This window comes from Anatilimnocola aggregata (assembly GCF_007747655.1).
GTDB lineage: Bacteria > Planctomycetota > Planctomycetia > Pirellulales > Pirellulaceae > Anatilimnocola > Anatilimnocola aggregata.
Window position 1 is genome coordinate 240,491 of record NZ_CP036274.1, and the last position, 22,776, is coordinate 263,266.

General features: G+C 59.5%; 16 protein-coding genes. 6 read left to right on the forward strand and 10 right to left on the reverse strand.

Annotated features, from left to right (window positions below; genetic code table 11):
• Positions 1-129: 129 nt before the first annotated feature.
• Positions 130-1,794, forward strand: a complete 1,665-nt coding sequence (locus tag ETAA8_RS00795; protein WP_145083467.1) for an arylsulfatase — start codon at positions 130-132, stop codon at positions 1,792-1,794.
• Positions 1,791-3,362 carry a sulfatase family protein gene (locus tag ETAA8_RS00800; protein WP_145083470.1) on the forward strand — a complete coding sequence of 524 codons (1,572 nt, stop codon included), beginning with the start codon at positions 1,791-1,793 and terminating at the stop codon, positions 3,360-3,362. Before ETAA8_RS00795 ends, ETAA8_RS00800 begins: the two co-directional genes overlap by 4 nt.
• A gap of 30 nt (positions 3,363-3,392) precedes the next feature.
• Here the strand turns inward: ETAA8_RS00800 and ETAA8_RS00805 are convergent, their stop codons facing one another.
• From ETAA8_RS00805 to ETAA8_RS00820, 4 genes are all read right to left on the reverse strand, one after another.
• On the reverse strand, positions 3,393-4,604 hold the full coding sequence (locus ETAA8_RS00805; RefSeq protein WP_145083473.1) for a DUF1444 family protein: 1,212 nt from the start codon (positions 4,602-4,604) through the stop codon (positions 3,393-3,395).
• A gap of 100 nt (positions 4,605-4,704) precedes the next feature.
• On the reverse strand, positions 4,705-5,166 hold the full coding sequence (locus tag ETAA8_RS00810; RefSeq protein WP_145083476.1) for a hypothetical protein: 462 nt from the start codon (positions 5,164-5,166) through the stop codon (positions 4,705-4,707).
• A gap of 116 nt (positions 5,167-5,282) precedes the next feature.
• A complete protein-coding gene (locus ETAA8_RS00815) occupies positions 5,283-6,992 on the reverse strand; it encodes a thiamine pyrophosphate-binding protein (protein WP_145083479.1) in 1,710 nt (569 codons plus the stop codon).
• A gap of 589 nt (positions 6,993-7,581) precedes the next feature.
• Positions 7,582-8,445, reverse strand: a complete 864-nt coding sequence (locus ETAA8_RS00820) for a sugar phosphate isomerase/epimerase family protein (protein ID WP_202921481.1) — start codon at positions 8,443-8,445, stop codon at positions 7,582-7,584.
• Between the two features lie 374 nt (positions 8,446-8,819).
• Between ETAA8_RS00820 and ETAA8_RS34275 the strand changes: the two genes are divergently transcribed.
• Positions 8,820-10,187, forward strand: a complete 1,368-nt coding sequence (locus ETAA8_RS34275; RefSeq protein WP_202921482.1) for a BBP7 family outer membrane beta-barrel protein — start codon at positions 8,820-8,822, stop codon at positions 10,185-10,187.
• Positions 10,188-10,286: 99 nt separating this feature from the next.
• Here ETAA8_RS34275 and ETAA8_RS00830 read toward each other — a convergent pair whose 3' ends face one another.
• From ETAA8_RS00830 to ETAA8_RS00845, 4 genes are all read right to left on the reverse strand, one after another.
• Positions 10,287-11,402, reverse strand: coding sequence for a D-TA family PLP-dependent enzyme (locus tag ETAA8_RS00830; RefSeq protein ID WP_145083482.1), 1,116 nt, complete (start codon positions 11,400-11,402; stop codon positions 10,287-10,289).
• Positions 11,403-11,517: 115 nt separating this feature from the next.
• Positions 11,518-12,033, reverse strand: coding sequence for a sigma-E factor regulatory protein RseB domain-containing protein (locus ETAA8_RS00835; RefSeq protein ID WP_145083485.1), 516 nt, complete (start codon positions 12,031-12,033; stop codon positions 11,518-11,520).
• 143 nt (positions 12,034-12,176) lie between these two features.
• A complete protein-coding gene (locus tag ETAA8_RS00840) occupies positions 12,177-13,625 on the reverse strand; it encodes a DUF1501 domain-containing protein (RefSeq protein WP_145083488.1) in 1,449 nt (482 codons plus the stop codon).
• An 86-nt stretch (positions 13,626-13,711) separates the two neighbouring features.
• Positions 13,712-16,231, reverse strand: coding sequence for a DUF1549 domain-containing protein (locus tag ETAA8_RS00845; protein WP_145083491.1), 2,520 nt, complete (start codon positions 16,229-16,231; stop codon positions 13,712-13,714).
• A 183-nt stretch (positions 16,232-16,414) separates the two neighbouring features.
• On the opposite strand from ETAA8_RS00845, the gene ETAA8_RS00850 reads away from it, so the two are divergent.
• A complete protein-coding gene (locus ETAA8_RS00850; RefSeq protein WP_145083494.1) occupies positions 16,415-17,650 on the forward strand; it encodes an ROK family transcriptional regulator in 1,236 nt (411 codons plus the stop codon).
• 172 nt (positions 17,651-17,822) lie between these two features.
• Complete coding sequence (locus ETAA8_RS00855; protein ID WP_145083497.1) at positions 17,823-19,121, forward strand: DUF481 domain-containing protein; 1,299 nt, start codon at positions 17,823-17,825, stop codon at positions 19,119-19,121.
• A gap of 104 nt (positions 19,122-19,225) precedes the next feature.
• On the opposite strand, the gene ETAA8_RS00860 is transcribed toward ETAA8_RS00855, so the two are convergent.
• On the reverse strand, positions 19,226-19,420 hold the full coding sequence (locus ETAA8_RS00860) for a hypothetical protein (RefSeq protein ID WP_145083500.1): 195 nt from the start codon (positions 19,418-19,420) through the stop codon (positions 19,226-19,228).
• 148 nt (positions 19,421-19,568) lie between these two features.
• Here ETAA8_RS00860 and ETAA8_RS00865 point away from each other — a divergent pair, with 148 nt between their 5' ends.
• Positions 19,569-21,509, forward strand: a complete 1,941-nt coding sequence (locus tag ETAA8_RS00865; protein WP_238397846.1) for a YjhG/YagF family D-xylonate dehydratase — start codon at positions 19,569-19,571, stop codon at positions 21,507-21,509.
• A 421-nt stretch (positions 21,510-21,930) separates the two neighbouring features.
• Here the strand turns inward: ETAA8_RS00865 and ETAA8_RS00870 are convergent, their stop codons facing one another.
• Positions 21,931-22,617: a hypothetical protein gene (locus ETAA8_RS00870; RefSeq protein ID WP_145083506.1), complete on the reverse strand. Its 687-nt coding sequence runs from the start codon at positions 22,615-22,617 to the stop codon at positions 21,931-21,933.
• Between the last annotated feature and the right edge of the window lie 159 nt (positions 22,618-22,776).

Here is a 22,776-nt window from a genome sequence, read left to right on the forward strand (position 1 = left end):
GGCCTCTCGCTCGCCTCTTGGTTGACCTCGCGTTTGCCCGCCGTGATACTGACGCCGTTCGGCAAATCCTTGGCAATGAGCCTGTTTGCCGCTGACAATGCCCGCCCGCTACTCTCTCAGCGAAGTTCTATGCGTCTACTACACAAGTTAGCTTTCCTGCTCATCGCGACCGTGGCGACAAGCACCGCAAGTCGCTCACTATTCTCTGCGGAAACAGCCACTGCAGGCCGTCCACCCAACATTCTGCTAATTATGGCCGATGACTTGGGTTACTCGGACCTTGGCTGTTATGGAGCGGAGATTGAAACGCCGAATCTCGATGGGCTGGCGAAGGGTGGGCTGCGGTTCACGCAGTTCTATAACACGGCCCGCTGTTGGCCGACGCGGTCGGCACTCCTCACCGGCCACTATGCCCAGGCTATTCGTCGCGATGCGATTCCTGGAGTGCGCAGCGGCGGGCAAGGAACGCGGCCCGCTTGGGCTTCGCTTTTGCCGACAATGCTACGGCAAAAGAACTATCGGAACTATCACAGCGGCAAGTGGCACATCGATGGCAAGCCGCTGCAAAACGGCTTCGATCATTCGTACGACTTGGGTGGAGTCAGCCAGAGCAACTTCTTCAAAGTGCAAAGTGTGACTGAGGACGAAAAGCCCGTTCCGCCGCAGGAAAACTTCTACTCGACCACGGCGATTGCCGATCATGCCGTCCGCTGTTTGCAGGAACATGGCGAGCAGTTTGCTGATCGTCCGTTCTTTCATTATCTCTGCTTCACCGCGCCGCACTTTCCGCTGCATGCGTTGCCGGAAGACATTGCCAAGTATCGCGACAAATACAAAGCGGGCTGGAATGTAGTTCAGCAAGCTCGTTACGAACGAATGAAGGCCATGCAAATTGTCAACTGCGAGCTCGCCCCGATGGAGCGCGAAGTGGGCCCGCCGTATGCGTTCCCCGAGGCGCTTGCCAAGTTGGGGCCCGGTGAAGTGAATCGCCCATTGCCGTGGAGCGAGTTGACCCCCGAGCAGCAGGCGTTTCAGGCCGAGAAGATGGCCATCCATGCAGCTATGGTCGATCGGATGGATCGCGAGATCGGCAAGGTCCTCGCTCAGATCAAGGCGATGAAGCAGTTCGAGAATACGCTCGTCTTGTTTCTATCCGATAATGGCGCTAGTGCCGAAATGATGGTCCGTGGCGATGGTCACGACCCCACGGCGCCACTTGGTTCGGCGGCGACTTTCCCTTGCCTCGGGCCGGGCTGGTCGAGTTCGTCGAACACGCCCTTTCGTCGCCATAAAACCTGGGTGCATGAAGGAGGGATCTCCACGCCACTGATTGCGCACTGGCCACAAGGCATTCAGTCGTCAGGCGAGCTGCGTCAGCAGGCAGGACATGTGGTCGATATTGTCCCTACGCTGCTCGAAGTTGCCGGCGCTAAGGCCCCAGCACCCGCGAATAACGAGGCGGTGCCCGCGATGGCTGGCAAGAGTCTGGTCCCCGCTTGGGCGAAAGGGGCTACTCCCGCGCCCGTTGAACTTTGGTGGCTGCACGAAGGAAACCGCGCACTCCGCTCCGGCGATTGGAAGTTGGTCGCGGCGAAAGATCAGCCCTGGGAGTTGTACGATCTGTCGAAGGACCGCGGTGAACTGAACAATCTCGCTGCCCAGCAGCCCGACAAAGTGAAAGAACTGGAGAGCCACTGGCAGCAACGGTTCGAGGAGTACCGCGCCCTCGCTTTGAAGAATGCCACGGCAGAAGACTTGCGCAACACCCCGAAGAAAAAAGGAAAGAAGCAATGAAGTCCCTCTCCGGGCTAGTGATGGGGCTGCTGTTACTCCTTTCTGCCGGTGCCTTCGCCGCCGATGAGACCACGCCGCGCAAGCCGAACATCATCTACATCCTTTGCGACGATCTGGGCTATGGCGACGTGAAGTGCCTCAACCCGGACTGCAAGATTGCTACTCCGCATGTCGACGCGCTCGCCAAGTCGGGGATGACCTTCACCGATGCTCACAGCGGCTCGGCTGTCTGCACGCCGACGCGTTACGGGGTGATGACGGGGCGGTATGCCTGGCGGACGAAGTTGCAGCGGGGCGTGCTTGGCGGGCTCAGTCCCTCGCTAATCGATCCCGCGCGGATGACAGTGGCCAGCCTGCTGAAGAAGGAGGGCTATCGCACCGCCTGCGTCGGCAAGTGGCACTTGGGGCTCGATTGGATCAAGCAACCCGGCAAGCAGGTAAACGAGTTGAACATTGAAAGTGCGCAGCAAGTGAACAACGTCGATTACTCGAAGCCCTTCGGCGGCGGACCGCTCGGCGCAGGTTTCGACGAGTACTTCGGCATCAGCGCTTCGCTCGATATGGTGCCCTACACTTTCCTGAAGAACGATCGCGTCGCTGTGCTTCCCACTGCCGAAAAGACGTTTCCTATGATGCTCGGTCTCCTGGGTGGCCAAACGCGCAAGGGGCCGGCTGCGCCCGACTTCGAAGCTGCCGACGTGCTTCCCGCGCTCACGAAAGAAGCGATCGCGTTTATCAACCGGCAAGCGCCGGATGCACACGCGGGCAAACCGTTCTTCTTGTATCTTCCCTTGGCCTCGCCCCATACGCCGATTGTTCCCACGAGCGAATGGCAGGGAAAAAGCGGGCTCAATCCGTATGCCGATTTTGTGATGCAAACCGATGACGCCGTCGGTCAATTGATGCGGACGCTCGACGAACAAAAACTGGCAGAAAACACGCTCGTCATTTTCACCAGCGACAACGGCTGTTCGCCGCAAGCGAACTTTGGCGAACTGAAAGAAAAGGGACACAACCCCAGCTATGTCTTCCGCGGCACCAAGGCCGACATCTTCGAGGGTGGGCATCGCGTCCCGTTCATTGTCCGCTGGCCCGCGCAAGTTCCGGCGGGCAAGACCTCGGACCAGCTCACTTGTCTTACCGATTTCTTTGCGACGGCAGCGGCCGTTGCAGGTGCCGATGTTCCCGCCAATGCAGCCGAAGATAGTGTGAACATGTTGCCGGCGATCACGGGGAAGGCGCACGAGCCGATTCGCGAAGCGGTCGTGCATCACTCCATCAACGGCTCGTTTGCCATTCGCCGCGGCAACTACAAGCTGGAGTTCTGCCCAGGCTCAGGTGGCTGGAGCGAGCCAAAGCCGGGAACCAAGTTGGCCAAGGAACTCCCCGAGGTTCAGCTGTACGATCTGGAGAGCGACATCGGGGAGCAGAAGAACTTGCACGATGCCGAACCCAATGTGGTGCGTGAACTGACCAGGTTGTTGAATCGCTACTTCACTATCGGCCGGAGTACGCCCGGTGTGCCGCAGAAGAACGACGTCGAGATTCCGCTGGTCGGCAATCCGTAGCGCTAGTTCCTGAACATCGGCATCAGCACATTAACTCGTTTTTCCCAGCTTCGATAATTCCTTCTCGCTGGGAAAATCGCTGACGAGATAGCGCGGCGGGTAGCAGTCTTGCGCTTGCAGCAAGTGGCCGACGACTTGCTGCACCCGGTCCCAGGGAGCTTGGGCGAGTAATTGCGGCTGCTTCGGATCGCCCCCCATGAAGTAGACCTGCTCTGTCTCGGGGAGCAACGTCGGCACGTCGCGCGGCCAGATGCAGTAGCTTGACGTGTTGCCCGTCTGGCTGTCTTGCACGCCGCTGAAAGATGAGACGAACACGTCTTCGCCGCGCGCGGAGTGCAACTGTTCGAGCAGGTCTTTCTGGTCGTTGTACTCGCCGCCAATGCTTCGCAGCTTGAGTTCGTGCAGGCGGTTATACGCGGGAGACGAAGGCTCTGGCAGCCACGATTGCCATTCGTCATCGACCAGCGTGAGCATCACGCCCGAAATGGGGCGCGGCTTTTGATAGGCCTCTTCCGCCAGTGTGGCGAGCAGTTGCAGCCCTTCGTGATCGTCCTGCCCGGCGACCAGCAGCGTGTCCCGATTGGGAACAATCGCCACCGGCAAGCCGCGCACGGGGAAGGTGCGAATCACATCGACGAGTAACAGGCGCGAAGCATCGTAGTTATCGCCCGTGGCCGTTGCAAAGACGCGATCGTCGAGCGAGGCCACCGAGATGTTGTTCATCTGTTCGAGATTGTGCCGGGCCGCTTCTACTGCCTCATAAAACGTGACGTTCCAGTCGTCGAGATCCTGCTGGCCAATCGATCGCATCGCGTGCGGCAAGTCATACACCAGCGACAGGGCCAGGTGATCGCCGATCAACTGCTGGGGAATGTTGACCTTGTCGCTCCCCTTGAGCCGCGCTTGCAGGCGCACCGCTTCAATCTGAAAGCGCGAGCGAATCACGGGGAGCAAGTCGGGATGAACGTCTTCAAAATCTTCGGGCAACTCGAAGGTCTTGCTGGCCAGCGAGCCGCGAATGAACCGCTGCATGATGGCCGCCCGCTCGCCTCGCGACACCTGGCAATATTCCTGATAGACGTTGGCCAGATTGATGAAGCCGCCATCCTTACGCAACAGCAGAAACTGACCAGCATCGTAAGTGAGCGGCCCTTCGAGCTTGCTCTTGGCAATCTCGGCCAGCATGAGGCGAGCGAACTTGTCTTTGCTCGGCGGACGGAAGAAATAGTCGAACCAGCCCACGGCCTCATACTCCTGCACGCCACGAATGCCTTAGTCGCACTGTACTACGTTGGCGAGTGGGAAGAAAGAAGTGAGAACGGAGAAGGGAGCAGTCAAAGATCTATTTACAGGCCATGTTCTTCGCGCGCATGTCGAACGGCTGCGGGCCTCGCGGGCGATTCGGGCGGATGATCAGAGCTACTTGCACGGCCAGCCACCAGGCCAGCGGAATGAGCGTTAAACCCGCCACCCAAAACCAAACGGGACTAGGTATCGAGATCAAATTGACCAGCGCGGCGAACCATAAGAAGGCGGCGATAATGCCCGCCAGTACCATCCGCCTGCTTGCGCAGGTCAGCGCGGCAACCAGCGATCCGCCGAACGAACCCACGGTCCAAGCGGCCAGGACGAACGCGAACGAAGCGGGAGTCAACTCTGCGAAAGCTGCCTGTTGCTTCACTTTGTCGACTGACATGATGCCCTCCGGTGGCGGCACGATGGTCATGCCTACGAGTTCGATCACCAGGACCAAACCCATCGCCACCATCAGGCCCAGCACGACGCCAGCGATGTTGCGGAACATAAAAGGGGCTCAGTTCAAAATTGGGATAGGCATCCTGCCTGTCAGAGTCTTTCTACGAAATTCACAGGCTGGAAGCCTATGCCACGGAATTCACAAGCTAAAAGTCTGTGCCACGATTAACCATACTGCAGGCGGGGCTGCGTCGTGCGCGATATCGGTACGTCGATTAGCAGTGGTCGGTTTCCTTGCCAGGCTTGCTGAATCGTATCACACAGTTCGTCGGGCTCGCTGATTCTTTTTGCCTGCACGCCGAAGCCTTCGGCCACCTTCACAAAGTCAACTTCCGGCCCGACCAGATCGAGTCCTTCAAACTCATCGGCCAGTGCGTGCGGCAGTTGTAGCCCCTTCGCGCCAATCTTCAGAATTTGGTATTGGGCGTTGTTACAAATGACGAACACGACCGGCAACTGATACCGGGCAGCGGACCATAACCCTTGAATGCCATAGCTGGCCGCTCCTTCGCCGAGCAGCGCAAGGACCGGCCGCTCGGGCCAGGCAAGCTTCACACCAATCGAGACGCCGAGTCCCCAGCCCAGCGCCCAGCCGCGATGACCAAAGTAGCCCGTGGTGTTCTTCAGCGCGCCGAGTCGTTCGAACGTGGTGTTGGTCGTCGTCACCGCTTCTTCAATCACAGCCACATTGTCGGGCAGAGTCCGCGCCAGTGAACCCATCAGCGCGCGGGGCGTAAGCGGCCTTAACTCACGATCGCCGGCGATGTCTTTTTCGAGTCGATTGCGCGCGGCCTGATGCGCGGCGATATGCCGCAGCGTGCGCGTCCGAATCAGTTCCCGTTGCTCGGGCGCTAGTTGCGGCTCGCACAGTCTGAGCATCGTGCCGAGATCGGCGAGCCCTGCCTTGGTGTCGCCAAGAATGCCGACATCGAGCGGATAATTCTTGTTCAGCTGCCAGGGATCTTCGTCGAGTTGAACCAGCTTGATCTGCTCCGGCAACGGGCGGTCGGGCTCGTGGTGCATGTAGAGGCGAAGCAGATCCATGCCGACGACAAGCAGCGCGTCATACTCTTTCAAGCGCTCGCGAATCTCGGGCGACCACAGCGGCAGTCCTTGGCCGTACAGCGGATGTTCGCAGGGGAACGCCAGCCGGCCATGCGTGGTCCCCGGTTCAGAAATGACCGGAGCGCCCAGTCGTTCGGCAACCGCGACCAGTTCTTGTACCGCGTCCCGCTCGGTGACTCGACTGCCGGCGAGAATCGCAGGGTTCTTCGCCGAGAGCAACACTTCCACGGCTCGCTGCAGTGCTTCCAGGGGCGGACGAACGCGCGTGCTGGGCAACCGCGGTGGCGTCAGGTCGAGCCCCTCGGCCAGCTCCATTTGCACATCGACGGGCAAGGACAAAAAAACCGGCCCGGTCGGCGGTGTGAGGGCGGCTTGCACGGCGCGGCGAATGGCGTTGGGAACATCTTCGACCCGATTCACCTCGGCCGACCACTTCGTCCACGGGCGAGCGACCGCCACCATATCTCCGGCCAGAATCGGATCCTCAAATCGCAACTTGCGACTCGTTTGCCCCGCCGTGACCAGGAGCGGAGTCCCCTCGCGAAAGGCGTTGTACAGAATGCCCATCGCGTGCCCCAGCCCGCAGCTGATGTGCAGATTGACCACCGCCAGGCCCCCCGAGGCCATCGCGTAGCCGTCGGCCATTGCCATCACCGGCACTTCCTGCAGCCCCAAGATGTACTGAAAGCGGCGGTCGGAAACCAAGGCTTCGTTCAGTGGCAACTCGGTCGTTCCCGGGTTGCCAAAAATGTGCCGCACACCAGCGCCGTGCAGCAGTTCGAGCGCCGCCTGAATGCCTGAAGTTTTCATGCAGAAATTGTACCCGTGAGACAGACTTTCTGCCTGTTGTTGAGTTTGAGTTCAGGGCAGAGCGACACGGAGTGCCACGAACTGCCGGCCACGAATCAGGAAATTTCCGTTATTTTCAAATATCGCGCAAATTGCTGGTGTCTCACAAAGGCTTGCGCGGTAAGCAATTATGCTCCGCGGGCTCGCCGTAAGTCCTTGCCGCATGCGGAAACTCGCGAAAATCAATTTCCAGAATTTCCATAATGAGTGCGCGGCAACTACTCAGCAATGTTGCGACATAAACGACACAAATTTCACGCAGTTACTACCAGATTGTCAATGAGCGCGCCAATAAGTTTCGATGCGCAGTTGTTGACTAGTCTGGTCCGCTGCAAAAAATTTACCGATTCACGCTGGCGAACAATCTGCCCGGGGTCGGGAGGCTTTTCGGGCAAGTTGACCGTGTCTTCAGCCGCTTGGCGACGGCCCGAAAATCCTCCAGAACCCAAACGTCCGAATCCCACAATCAGGGGTTAGGTTGGTGTTTCGGGCCAAGGGTCGACAGCAAACGGGCTGGCCGAACTCGCCCGATAACCAACGCCGACCCCGGTCATGCTGACTTGGCGATCGCTTCCTTGGCGACGGCGAGGCATTCTTTCATCTCGCTGATCGGGTCCTTGGGGTTGGCTTCGTATTCGAGGCAGAGGGAACCGTCGGCGGGGAACTTGATGGTGCGCAGGGCTTTGAAGAGGCCGACGACATCGAGGTGCCCCTTGCCGATGATGACGTTGCTCGACTTGGGGGTGTTCGCTTCCTTCTCGTCCTTGATGTGGGCGCCGAACACGCGTGGGCCGAGTTCCAGCACACACTTCACCGGGTCTTCGCCGCTGCGGATGAAGTGGCCGCAGTCGACGCAAGCACCGAAGTTCTTATGCCGCCCCTCGACGGCTTTCTTCACGCTGTCGAGCTTATCGAACAGGGCGTTCGGGCCGTGGTTATGAATGGCGATGCGAATGTCGTATTCGGCGACCAGTTTATCCAAGCTGTCGAACGAATCGGGGGTGGGGTTGGCGGTGATGACGCGAACGCCGATCTTCTTGGCAAAGTCGAACAGTTTGCGATTGGCCTCGTGGTCTTTGCCAAAACCATGCACGCCGTGACCGGAGAGTTTGATGTCGGCGTCTTTGAGCAACTTCTGGGTCTCGGCGATTTGCTCGTCGGTCGCCTTGGCATCCAGATGCTTGTTGTAGAACTCCGCATAGTGCAGCCCCATCCCCTGCAAGTGGCGAACGGCCTCCTGCGTGTTGAAGTTCCGCAGCGAATAGCTCTGGGCACCCAGCGGAAAACCACCCCAAGGATCGTCGGCCAGCAAGTTCGCCTTGGCCAGAACCTGCGGCACATCGAACCAGGTGGCTCCAGCGGCCGCAGCAGCGGCAATAGCGACGAAACGACGACGGGAGAAGTTGGAGTTCATGAGAGCCTCGGAGAGAAGGAGTCAGAAGGCAGAGGACAGAAGACTATTGAACCGGCATTATGTAGGCGGAAGTGGGCAGTCTCAACCGGCAGGGGGCGATTGATTGGCGAAATTGGGGTGACTTAGCAAGACAGGGAAACTGCCTTGAGCTTGCGACTTCGAGAAAAACTGTCGGTTGTAGCGGAAGTTCTGATTTTAACCGTTCTGACGTGTCGATAGGAGCTTTCGAGCCGAGATTGCGCGGGGCGATGCCGTTTCCGCAAAGTCTGACGGCTAGATGCAAGTCAAGAACACTCGACGACGCGGGCTAGCACAACGTAGCCCGGCCTGTGGTCAGGCGCTAGGAAGATCCTATGAGCCGCGGAGACTCGCCGATGAACTGTCGCTGGGCGTGGATGTTGCCCCTGCTATCGATTGTCACCTTGATGCTGGGCGATCAAAGCGTGCAGGCCCAAGGACCTCCCGGAATGATGGGGCCCGGTGGGCCTCCTCCCGGCATGATGGGCGGACCGCCCGGCATGATGGGCGGACCGCCCGGCATGATGGGACCTGGTGGACCTCCGGGCATGATGGGTGGACCTCCGCCCGGCATGTACGATCCCGATTCCATGAACGGCGCGGGAATCATGGGCCCCGGTGGCCCTCCCGGCAGCATGATGGGCCCCAGTGGCGACATGATGGGGGGCTGCCCGCCAGAGGGTGGCGGTTACGGCCATCGTCACAACGGCCTGCTGGGCGATGTGCTCGGCATCATCGCTCCCTATAGCGATGGCGGCTGTGCTGCCCCTCGTTGGTTCGACTTCGATGTCGGCGTTATGAGCATTCGCCGCGACGATGTCGGCAACAGCAGAGTCTTCACCGTGCAAGACGACGGCGTGAATCCTCCCGTCACCGTCCTGCAGACGAGCGATCTCGATTTCGATAGTTCCACCAGCTTCAAGTTCTCGGCCATGATGCAATGTGGCCCCGGCAGCAACTTGGAATTCACCTACTTCGGTCTGTTCGGCTGGACCAGCACTGCCCAGGCTCTGGGGAACAACGATCTGTTCTCGGTCTACAGCCAGTTCGGTACCGACCCGGCGGGTGGCTTTCCCGAAACCGATGCTTCCGATATCCAACGCATCACTTACTTCTCCACATTCGATAACTTCGAAGTCAACTTCCGCCAACGTTGGCAGTCGCCCAATTGCCGCTACCAAGGGTCGTGGCTCTACGGTGTTCGTTACTTCAAGTTAGATGAAGACTTCAACTACAACACCTTGGGCGTGCATACCGATTTGGGGCCGCCGATCGTTGTCACCACCGACACGTCGCGGACGAACGTAAACACCAACAACTCGCTCACCGGTCTGCAGATTGGTGGCGACATGTGGGTCTGCTTGATCCCCGGCTTGCGAGTCGGCGGTGAAGGCAAGTTCGGTGTGTACGGCAATCACCAGAACATCGATACCACAATTACCACGAGCACCGGGCTCAACTTCCAGGAAGAACTGCGAGTCGGCGACGTGGCCTTCATCGGCGACCTGGCTGCTTACGCCACCTATCGCATTAACTACAACTGGACTTTCAAGGCCGGCTATCAAGCCTTGTATGTCGAAGGGGTCGCTTTGGCCTCGGAGAACTTCAATCCGGTTCCGCCGAACGTGTTCGTCGGTGGCTCGCAAACGCGTGTCCCCACTGCGTTTCGCAACGGCAACGTCTTCTATCACGGTTATACCGCCAGTTTCGAATACCTCTGGTAATCGCCTGACGACAACCCGATCGACCACCTCTGCCCCGCCGAGCATTGCTTCGCGGGGCAGGTTTGTTTCTTGAGGTGGATGTTACGGAAATGAAGATCGTTAGATTGTCAGCACCCGATCGCGGGCGATGACGTCCCAGGTTTCGGTGACGTGGCCGCCAGCAACGACGTAGACCGATTTGTGCAACGCAGAAGTCGGGCAGACGTGCCGAGGAATGGCCAATAGTGCATCGCCCGGTTGAAACTCCGCAGCCCGCGAAGTTTCGAGCACCAGGTGCTCTTCGTTTTGCAGCACGGCCACTGCATCGGGCAGGTCGGGAAAGAAGAGCCGCTTGCCAGCTGGGGGATCGGAGGCGACTGCCTTGTAGCCGAGGTCGAGCGTGACTCGATTGGGGGTTGGCCGGCTGATGACGCGGGTGAAAAGTAGGGCCGCGGGAGTGAACTTCAGATCCGGGAACAGTTCGCGATAGTTGGCATCGTGAAAGATGATTGTCCCGGGGCTGAGTTCAATGACCGGGTCATTCAGCGCAGCAAAAATCGGGAACGAACCCGTGCCGCCGCAAAGAATGCGCGGCACTTTCAAGCCCGCGGCGACCAGTTCATCGCGCAGCTTGGCTGCTGGCTCCCAGACGGCCATGACGGCTTCGCGCCGGGCAGCGGCATCGGTCTGGTGATTCTGTCCATCGTACAAATGGAAGCCACCGGGGACGAGTCCAGCTGTCTGGGCAATCCGTTCGTACAGTTCGCGCGCTTGCGGACCAGCGGGGAGGCCAGTGCGATGTTGCCCGCTGTCGATATCGAGCAGCACGTCAATCTGCACCTTGGCTGCGACCGCTGCTTGACCCAACTGCGCGACGGGCTGCGGATGATCGGCTGTCACAGCCAGCTTCACCTGCGGGAACTGCTGCTTGAAGCGAATCACGCGGCCGATGTTTGGCCCGACCGGGTTATACGCGAGCACAATGTCTGGCACGCCAGCTGTCGCCAGCATTTCGGCTTCAGCCAGCGTCGCGCACTTGTGCTTGGTGATGCCCGCTTGCAATTCAAGTTTGACAATGGCCGGCATCTTGTGCGTTTTGCAATGCGGCCGCAGGCGTGCGGGGTCGCCGGCAATGCGGAGCATTTCGCGCAGGTTGCTTTCGACCAGTTCGCGAAACACGACCATTGCGGGGGAAACAATTTCGCTGGTCTCGGCGATTGCGTAGCAGGAGTCCATAGCGGCAGAGTGGGTGTGAGGGGGAGTGGGTGAGCGGAAGAAAGACCTTTATATCCTGAATTCTACGGCGGTCACACTCGCCTATATAGCTCAGGCGAGTCATGGAATGACTCGACTACGGCGTGAGCCTGTAGCCTTCTAGCGGCTCGAACACGTCAGCGGGTGGTGGGCCGACCTCAACCTGCCGGAACTCTATAGACAGCACCGGATCGCCCAACTTATTGAATGTCTGAGTTTTTAGCCGAATCCCCGTTTTCGGATCAACAAAGACCCAATTTGCAACGCGATCAGGTTGCGTCAATCGCCCTGCGAACTTTGTGCACAAGACACCATTCACAGTTTCTTGGCCAATCTCCGCCCAGGAATAATCCTCAGTTGGATCAAACTGCTGCGTGTTCAGAATCGGTGGAAAGTGCGCAATGCTGTACGTTTTGGTAGCCGGAATAAAGGTGTAGCCTCTGCCTAGATCACCGAGGGTGATCGAGATCGAGCGGCACACTTCGCCCTGGTAGTTGTCTATCCGGACTCTGTTGAGGCCGCCGTGATAAATTCGATACCAAAGACCGTCCGAGCGAACAACGTTCGCAATAAATGCTGCGGGAAGCGGGGGGAGCTTAGCAGAGGTACTCATATCTTGTGGAGTGAGACTTTATCCAAGGTGCCGCGCGTCATGGAATGACTCGACTACGTAGCTCAGTCACTCCGTGACTGAGAAGTGCCGGGTGCGATGTTTGTGGGAAGAGTGGCACGAGTCAGGGAATGACTCGACTACGGTTAGGCCATCAATTCGCGGATGGGCTCTGCACCTTCGACGCCGATGAGCTTCTGGTCGAGCCCGCCGTAGAAGTAGGTGAGACGATCGGGATCGAGCCCCATCAATTCGAGAATCGTTGCGTGCAGGTGTTTGACGTGGAACGGCTTCTCAACGGCAGCAGCGCCGATTTCATCTGTCTTGCCGACGCTGATGCCACCTTTCACGCCGCCGCCGGCCATCCACATGGTGAAGCCATAGGCATTGTGATCGCGGCCCGTTCCCTTGGGATATTCGGCCGTCGGCTGACGACCAAATTCGCCGCCCCACACGATGAGCGTACTATCGAGCAGCCCGCGCTGACGCAGGTCCGCGATGAGCCCCGCGATGGGTTTGTCGGTTTCGCCGGCATGCAAGTTGTGGTTGTGAGCCAGGTCGCCGTGCGCGTCCCAGTTGTCGTCGTTGTGCGCGCCGCCGGAATAGAGTTGCACGAAACGAACGCCCCGCTCGACCAGCCGCCGAGCCATCAAGCATTGACGACCGAAGGTCGAAGTCTTCTTGTCGTTAAGACCATACAACTCCTGTGTCTGTTCGGACTCGTTTGAGAGGTCGGTCGCTTCGGGTGCTGACGACTGCATCTTGAACGCCAATTCGTAACTGGCAATGCGAGCCGCGAGTGCTTGATGATCGGCATGAGCCGCCTTGTGATCTTCGTTGTAACTGCGGAGCGTATCGAGCAGGCGGCGCTGTTCGGCTTCGGTCATGCCCCCTTGCCGCGCCAGGTCGAGAATGGGTGTCCCTTGCGAGCGGAACATCGTCCCTTCGTACTGGGCCGGCATGTAGCCGCTGCTCCAGTTTTTCGCCCCGCTGATGGGACCGCCGCGTGGGTCGAGCATCACCACATAGCCCGGCAGGTTTTCGTTCTCGCTGCCGAGACCATAGTTCAGCCAAGAGCCGATGCTGGGCGCGCCGCTGAGAATCTTGCCCGTATTCATCTGAATCATCGCCGAACCATGAATGGGCGAGTCGGCAGTCATCGAGTGAAGAAACGCGATGTCGTCGACATTCTTCGCCAGGTTCGGAAACAGGTCGCTGACCCATTTGCCGCATTCGCCGTACTGGTTGAACTTCCAGCGCGGCTCGACGATTCGCCCTTGGTTCTTGTGCCCGCCGCGGCCGAACGTTTTGACTTGGATCGTCTCGTTGTCGCGGCCGATCATCGCCGGCTTGTAATCGAACGTGTCCATGTGGCTGGGGCCGCCATACATGTACAAAAAGATCACGCTCTTGGCCTTGGCCGCTTTGTGCGGCTTTTTCGGCGCCAGCGGGTTGGCGAACGCTGGCTTGCTCTCGGCCGCGTTGGCGCCCGGAATCAGTTCGTTGCCAAACAGGCCAGCCATTGCCAGGCCCGTGAAGCCCGCGCCGGTTTCCCAAATGAATTCTCGTCGCGTGCGGCCGCAAAAGTTTTGCATGATGGTCTTCCTTCAGTTGGAGTCCCGGCTTCAGCCGGTCCTAGGATTTCAGCGCTTATCACCGGCTAAAGCCGGAACTCCAGCGATCAATCCAAAAACACAAACTCATTCAGGTTCAATGTCAGCAGGCAGAAGCGTTGCAGGGCAAGATCGGCAGTGAGCTTGTCTTGCGCTTGGGCATCGCGAAGGAACTGCAGCCCGCGGCTGATTTCTTTTTCGACCGGTTCGCGTTGCAGAGCGCGCCGCAGGGCGAGGCGAATCTGCTCGGCCGGCTTCGCGCTTTGCGATTGAAGCTGCTTGGCAAACTCGGCTGCCTGCGATTGCATGAACTGGCCGTTAATCATGCCGAGCGCTTGCGTGGGCTGCGTGGTGGTGAAGCGAACCGGGCAGGGGGAATCGGGATCGGGGGCATCGAACACAGTGAGAATCGGCAGCCCGAGCGAGCGCTTGATATGCACATACACGCTGCGGCCCGCGGCATCTTCGGGGGACGATTTGTCCCAGCCCTTGCCAGGCTGCGATTGGCCGGCCAACACCTCGGCGGGAATGAACGGATAAATGCTCGGGCCTTCACTCTTCTTCAAATTCAAGTTGCCACTGACCGCCAAGACAGAGTCGCGAATCTCTTCGGCCGTGAGGCGGCGGAGATCGAAGTGCGAATAAAGATCGTTCTCGGGATCCTTCAAGTTTGCAGCCGGCGTCGTGTCGGTCGACATCCGGAACGTGTTGGAAGTGAGAAGCAGTCGATGGAGCGATTTCAACTTCATGCCGCCAGCGACGAACTCACTGGCGAGATAATCGAGCAGTTCGGGATGCGTCGGCGGTGTGCCCATGTAGCCAAAATTGCTCGACGAGCGAACCAGCCCGCGGCCGAAGTGATATTGCCAGACGCGATTCACCAGCACGCGCGGCGTGAGTTGATTCTGCGGACTGGCGATCCAATCGGCCAGAACGCGGCGACGACCGGAAGTGTTCGAACCACTGGGAGTGATTTCGGGAGTGGGAGGCATCTCGGCGGGAAACAGGACTGAGGGAAAGCCAGGTTCGACTTTGTCTCCCGGGCTCGTCGGATTGCCGCGCAGCAGCACAAACGTATCCTTGGCCTTCGGGCCGTTCTCAGTCACCACCAGCGCCATTTCGCCCGACTTGGGTGGATTGCGACGCAACTGATCGCGTTCTTTGAATCGACTGCGGTACTTTTCAAACACCTCGTAGGGAATTGGGTCGGGCGCATACCGCTTGAACAATTCCACCTTGCGCGCGTCGTGCTTAAAGTCGTCGATCTCGCCACCCTTGAGGTGCGGCTTCAGGATTTCGTCCATCTCGGCGATCAGTTTGTCGAATTCGCGAAGCTTCGCGTTGTGGGCTTCGATCTGACCGCGATGCTGCTGCTGCACTTCTTCCGAGGCGATCGTGCGGAGCGAGTTGCCGCCGTTGTCGTAGTGCTTCACGCCGTGAAAGAAGGCCATCAGGCGGTAATAGTCGCGCTGCGGAATGGGATCGATCTTGTGATCGTGGCAGCGGCAACAGTTCACCGTTAGCCCGAGGAAGGTCTGGCTCGTGGTGGCGACGAGATCATCGAGCCCGTCGTAATAGGCGAGCAGTCGGTCGGCCGGTTCGTCGTCCCACAGACCGAGGCGGTAGTAACCAGTGGCAATCAAAGTTTCGGACGTCACTTCGTCGAGTTCGTCGCCGGCCAATTGCTCGCGAATGAACTGGTCGTAGGGCTTGTCGACGTTGAACGAGCGGATGACGTAATCGCGATAGCGCCAGACAAACGGCTTGGGATTGTCGCGCTCAAAGCTGTTCGTCTCGGCATAACGGACCAGGTCGAGCCAATGGCGGCCCCAATGCTCGCCGTAGTGCCGCGACTCAAGCAGGCGATCGACGACTTTCTCGTACGCGTTTGGTGATTCATCTTGCAAGAAGGCGGCAACTTCTGCCGGCGATGGAGGCAAACCAGTCACGCTGTAATAAGCTCGGCGCAGCAGACTGGCCTTATCCGCGGGCTTAGCCGGGGTGAAGCCTTTGCTCTCCAGCTTAGACAAGATGAATGCGTCGACCGGATTGCTGGCCCAAGCCTGATTCTTCACCGCGGGAACTGCGGGACGCACGACGGCACGGAACGCCCAGAAGTTGCGGGCCTCTTCGTCGACGACTGGCGCGCCGTGCCGCTTGAGCGTGGCAGCGACCAGTTTGTCGGAATAGGGCAGCCCCATTTTCACCCAGCGAGTGAGGATTTCAATTTGCGACTGCGGCAGTTTGCCCTTGGGGGGCATCTCGAGCCCGCCGTAGTTAATGGCGTCGATCAAGCTGCTCGCTTCGGGCTTGCCAGGTGTCGCACCCGCTTCGCCACTTTCGCCCCCCTTCAAAATCGCATCGCGGCTGGTGAGTTTGAATTCACCTTGCACCTTCGGTTCGCCACCGTGGCAGGCCAGGCAGTTGGCCCGCAGAATGGGAAAGACTTCTTTCTCGAAGAAGGTTACATCGGCAGCAGAGAAGGGGTCTTTCGCCGGTTCTTCGGCAGCCGACACAGTTGCGGCCAGCAGCGCAGCGACGAATATTGCGTAATGCGTGTAGCCAGCGGGCAAACGAGACAGCAACATGAGAGAGCACCTGGCGGGAATGGGTCGGAAAGGAGGACTGCCCATTTACTTTCGTTCAGTCTGAAAATAATATAACGAGAGGGGGACTGACTGGCAACTATTTTCCGTCTTCCTCATTTGAGACACAGCGCCCACGGTCTCCATTCCACACCCGTCAATCCAACTTCGGTCATCCCATATTCTATGGTACCGCCTCGTTCGTCCGGCAGTTCGATCTTTGCGAATGGCGGCAAGCCGAAAGAGGCTCGCAACAGCGGCGCGCAGTCGTCGTTATTGCGCCAGCTGAACACGCGCGAAGTGCTGACGGCATTGCAACGGCACGGTCCATTGTCGCGAGCAGAGATTGCGCGACATACAGGCATCAGCGGGCCGACGATCACGCGGACGGTGCTCGACTTGCTCGCTGGGCAGTTGGTCGAAGAAGCGGAGCTGTCGCCAGGTGTCGTGAATCGACCGGCGCTTGGTCGCCCTGGCAAAGTGTTGCGATTAGCTAGCGCGTCGGTCTCGGTCCAAGGACTTGTGATCGGCGTGCAGCAGTGCGAACTGACGACGGCGGGCCTCGATGGCTCTTGGCAAGCGGAACCGCGCACCTTTGCCACGCCCAAGCGCTACAACGACCTGGTGCGCAAAGTGGTCGAACAACTGCAGCGCTCGCGCGAACAAAGCAAAACGAGCGTGCTGGGGGTCGGCATTAGCATTCCCGGTTTGCTCAGGCGGCAAGATAAGCGGACACTCGTCTCGCCGAACTTGCATCAAACCGACGGCCAGCAATTGGGGGTCGATGTGGCTGAGCGACTGCAGTCGCTGGGGCTCGGCAACGAAGTGGTGCTGCTGCAAGAAACGCAGGCCCTTTGTCTGGGCGAGCGGATGTATGGAGCCGCGCGAGATATTCCTGACTTCGCGATGGTCGATATTACCGACGGTCTCGGTCTCGGCGTGGTACAGGGCGGGCAGTTCGTCGAAGGAAGCACGGGTCTGGCCGGTGAACTCGGGCATATTACCGTCGATCTGCACGGACGACTCTGCGGCTGCGGCAATCATGGTTGCCTGGAAACCGTTGCCACCGATGCCGCGCTCGCAGCCGCCATCTCCGCGCGACAAGGGCGGCAACTCACGCTGGCCGAATGGCTGCCGCTGATTCAAACGGGCCAAGTGCGCGTTGAGCAAGATCTGAACGAATGGCTCGATTACCTGTCGGTCGGGCTGGCAGCAGTCATCAACATCTTCAACCCCAGCCGGCTGTTCGTGCATGGTCACGCGCTCGATGCCGCGCCAGATCTGTTCGATCGCCTGATCGAGCGCACCGCCAGGCGAGCCCTCGCGCCGTCGCTGGCCGATTGCCGGATCATTCGCGCCCAAGGAAGCAAGCGGCACGGTGCTGTCGCTGCCATCATTCAGCAACTAACCGCCGGGCGGTAGGCTTCTTCGGGTTACCTGGGGAAGGGCTGGGCGATTCGCGAGAATCTGTCTTCACCTGACGACGATGCCCTGCTATTGTTCGCGCGTCGTTACGGACCAGAGGGCTCGTTGCGCGCGGGACAGGCTGCGCTCGGACCGCTGCTAATCTTGATTACCTGCTGGATAACCTGTCATGAAGACGGCTCAACTCGATGCGCTCGTTCGGCAAGCATGGCGGCTACCGCTCTGTGCTGGCCTGGTGCTGCTCGTGGGGATCGTACTGGCTGGCGAATCGAACGGACAAGATCCTGTACCCCAGCAGATCAACATGGATGGTCCGTTTCGGCTGCCACTGCCGCCGTACGCGCTCGATCCCAGCGTGCCTGCGGAATTCTTGCCCACTCAAACTGCACCGGCAGCCCCGCCCGTTCAGCAAGTGAATGGCCCCCTCTTTGCGCCGTTTGTTCCTGCGCCGAGCGGGCCGATTCAGTCCCCCTATCAGAACCTGCCGTCGCAGCCATCACCCTTTCAGCCTGCTCCGTTTCAGCCAGCGCCTGCACCGCCGTATGCTGCGCCGCAATTCAACGCGCCGCAGAATGGTGTGCCACAGTACCCGCCGCAGTATCAACCTTTGCCCAATCCGCCCCTCGACTATCAGCCGGGTTTTCAGCAGCCCGGCAATCAGCAGCCGGTCGCGCCGCAGTTGCCAGCCCCCGCGCCCGAAACTCCCTCCTCAACTCCACCGCCGGAAGTTGTGCCACCTCCGCCACCGGCCGAAAAATCGACCGCGCCCCTGTTGGTTGAAGAATCGGGCTGGGGTTGGTGGACGCCCAAAATGCTCGATCCCTGGGAAGGAAATGTCGAGCTCGGCATGAACGGCACGGATGGCAATAGCCAGACATTCAACATTCGCTTCGGCGTGACGGCGAAGCACAAAACAGAAACGTTCGTGCAGTCCTTGCAGTTGACGTCGATTCAGAAATCGGCCAACGGCAACACGACGGCCAATACCGCGCTGCTAGACGGCCGACTGGAATGGCCGATGCCCAACTCGCGGTTCAATTACTTTATTCACGGCCTGGCCGAATACGACGAATTCAAAGCGTTCGACGTGCGGTTGTCGGGCGATACCGGTTTCGGTTACGAGTTCATCCAAAACGACATGACCACGCTCATGGGCCGGTCGGGTCTCGCGTTTTCGCGCGAAATCGGCGGCCCCGATACGACGGTCCATCCCGAATTGCTGTTCGGCGGCGAATACAAACACAAGTTCAGTCCGACCCACTCGATCAGCATGAAGGTCGACTACTTTCCCGACGTCACCGACTTCAGCGACTTCCGCGTCAACAGCCAGGCCTCGTGGGAAATCGCGCTCTCGCAAGCCTGGGGCATGAGCCTCAAGTTCAGCGTGATCGACCGCTACGACAGCACGCCGCAAGGTGCCAAGCCCAACGATCTCGACTACAGCACGCTGCTGCTGTGGACGTTCTAGGAAGGGGCGAGAGACGAGGGGCGAGAGCAACTCCTACTTAGCCCGACGCGTTAGCGAGGGAGCTACTTCGCTAACGCCATCCGCTTGTTTCTAGTTAAACACTCTCAAACCACGTGCCCTGGCAACTGCGCTGCATACTCGCGCACGCGATCGCAGTGCGTGTAGCGATACACTTCCACACGGCCGACAATTTTGTCCGCTCTGGTCGATTCCAACTTCAGTGCGAACCAGCCGCCGCACTGCGGGCAAATCCGGCAGACATCGGGACGCGGCGGCTCAGGCAGAATGGGAACTTTCATCTGCATCACGATAACGCCACCGGTTGAGTACAATCAACGTTCGTTTTCCCGCCTCCCCGCTCTCGCCTCTTTTCGTTTGAAGCTACCGATGCCAACTCCTGCTGCGCTCATTTCGCTCGAAGATCTGCTCGCTGTGCCCAGCGGGCAAATGGAAACGATTCAAACCCATGCAGCTGGTCCGCAGGGTGAGTTGCCGCTCAGCGATACCATGCTGCGCGAGTGGTCGAGTGGCGACCTGTTTGGACTGACGCAGAATGCGGGCATGGGGTGGTCGCCGCAAGAGTTGCTCGGCCCGCAGTATTTGATTCTCAGCACGCAAGGCGGAGTGCGCGCGCCCGATGGCACGCCGATTGCGCTCGGCTATCACACTGGTCACTGGGAAGTAGGCCTGCTCGTGCAAGCGGCGGCCCGCGAGATCAAGTCGCTTGGCGGTGTGCCGTTCGCCGGGCATGTATCGGACCCTTGCGATGGCCGCACGCAGGGGACGGTCGGCATGTTCGATAGCTTGCCGTATCGCAATGACGCAGCTGTGGTGCTGCGGCGGCTGATTCGCTCGCTTCCGCAGCGGCAGGGCATTGTTGGCGTCGCGACCTGCGACAAAGGCTTGCCCGCGATGATGCTCGCCCTGGCTGGCACGTCGCAATTTCCCAGCGTGATTGTTCCCGGCGGTGTGACGTTGCCACCGAGCGAAGGCGAAGATGCCGGCAAAGTCCAGACCATTGGCGCGCGCTACGTGCAGGGTGAAATGTCGCTGCACGACGCTGCGGTCGCGGGCTGTGCCGCCTGTGCGACACCCGGTGGCGGTTGCCAATTCCTCGGTACGGCAGCCACCTCGCAAGTCATTGCCGAAGCGCTCGGCATGGCGCTACCACACTCGGCACTCGCACCGAGCGGCCAACCAATCTGGCTCGACCTGGCCACCCGCAGCGCTCGCGCGGTTCATCAACTGGCCACGCGCAAGCTGGCGCTCAAAGACATTCTCACCGAGAAGAGCCTGCATAATGCGATGGTCGTGCATGCGGCCTGCGGTGGCTCGACGAACCTGCTGCTGCACGTGCCAGCGATCGCCCATGCCGCGGGCCTGCGACGGCCAACGTCAGCTGACTGGAGCGATATCAATCGTCGCGTTCCTCGCTTCGTTTCGGTCCTGCCGAATGGTCCTGTCGCGCATCCCACCGTGCGCATGTTCCTCGCCGGCGGCGTACCCGAGATCATGCTGCATCTTCGCAATTTGAAGTTGCTCGAACTCGATGCGCTGACCGTCACCGGTCACACCTGGGGCGATGTGCTGGACTGGTGGGAACGCTCGTCGCGCCGGCAGATGGTTCGGCAAGTGCTGCAAGAGCGCGACCGCGTTCAGCCCGACGATGTCATCATTCCGCCGGCCGAAGCCAAGCACCGCGGGCTCACCAGCACCGTCTGTTTTCCGCACGGCAACATTTGTCCCGAGGGTTCGGTCATCAAGGCTACGTCCATCGATCCGGTCGTCGTGGATGCTGACGGTGTGTATCGCAAAACGGGGCCAGCCCGCGTCTTCACCAGTGAGCGCGATGCCATCAAAGCGGTGAAGGGGCAAACGCCGCAGCCCATCAAGCCGGGCGATATTCTCGTCCTCATCGGTCGCGGGCCGATGGGTTCGGGCATGGAAGAGACGTATCAGATCACGTCGGCCCTCAAGTTTTTGAAGTGGGGCCGCGAAGTGGCCGTCGTCACCGATGCCCGCTTCTCCGGCGTCAGCACCGGCGCATGCATTGGCCACGTCGGCCCCGAAGCACTCGCTGGCGGCCCGATCGGCAAAGTGCAAGACGGCGACATCATTCAGATCATCGTCGACCGCAATAACCTCGAAGGGACTGTCAACTGGATCGGTGATGGAGTGAACACGTACACTCCGGAGCAAGGGGCACTGGTCCTCGCTGCTCGCCTGCCGCGGGCTGACCTCTTTCCCGATAAAGACCTGCCCGCCGATACACGCCTGTGGGCCGCGCTCCAGCGTGTCGGCGGCGGCACCTGGGGAGGCTGCGTCTACGACGTCGACAAGATCATCGCCACCCTCGCCGCCGGCGAAGCCGCTCTCGCTAAACCGTAGGCCGGTTACTTCGTTATGGATATCTCGGAAGCTGCGTTTTTTCCTCGACACACGGTCGAGCCATTGTGTGGTGTCGCCTACTAGGGCCCTAGATTGGCAGGCTGAAAGTCGGGGAGCTGTGGCGGGTCATACCAAGTCTCCGGCCTTAAGGTTCGGTCGATTCGCTCAAGCGACCAAAAGATCTGTGCTGAGTGATTGCGACCAAACCTGTAATGGGTAAAAAAAGGGCCTGAACCTACGAGGGGAAGGTGATTGCCATGCGGGTCCACCAACGCCAAGTAACAGATCACGTAAATCACAGGTAAGAGAAGTAGCACAATCGCAATGATAAGTGGGCCGCGGTTTGTCATTGGTTCTCCGCATGAACAACACGCCACCTTGAAAAGCCACGCTGTAGTCGTTTTCGTTGTCATCTAGGATTCTAAGCTTCTTGCTTCATCGCCGCCCGAAAGTCGGCGACCCATTCTTTACTCCAGTGGCTGCCACTAACGACGAAGCGGGTGCGCGACCTCCACTTGGCTCGCCGCGAATAACATTGGAGCAACCCGCCGGCGGGAACGTCGGGGCCGAGCGCATGGCGACAGAGTTCGCAAGTCGAGCGGTTGCGATACAAGGCGGCGGCCAGTTCGACGCGGTCTAAGTGCCAATTGAAGAAGAGGCGGACGCGAAAATCCTTCGTCGAGTTTAGCCACGAGTCTTTCAAGCAGCCCGCAAATACGAAATTGCGGTCGACGATAGTGCGATACGCGGCCTCAAACGGCTTGGTGGGCCAAACCGAGTGCCGGGCGATCCAGAGATTGGCTGCTTGGAAGGCATCCAGAATCAATTGTTGCTTGGCGAGCGGAGTAGCCGCGGCATGAAAGGCAGCGAAGTCGAAGGGCCAGCGATATCGGCAGACGCCGGGCACGTGCGGCGGAAGTTCGGAAATCTCGTCACTGAATTCCCAAACGAGCTTAGCCGTTTTGACTGTGCGAACCTGCTCGTGGAGAGCCGCCAGGTAAGGTTCAACGACTGAAGTCGACTCACGATGAAACCGTTGCACGAAGCCACCCTGATAGCGGTCAACAATCGCTTCGTCGGCGTGGATTGAGAAATCGCGGAGGAACATGGTTCGCGGCCGGCCAAGTTAGAGTTGCTATCACCTTTCGCAGGGTGCCCGTTATCTTGCCGTGGAGGGCGGGAAATTCAATGAAAAATCCTGGGGAGCGTTTGACCAGACTTGCCACGCGCGGGTGTTTTCTTGAAGCAGGCAAGCTCTTCTGCACTT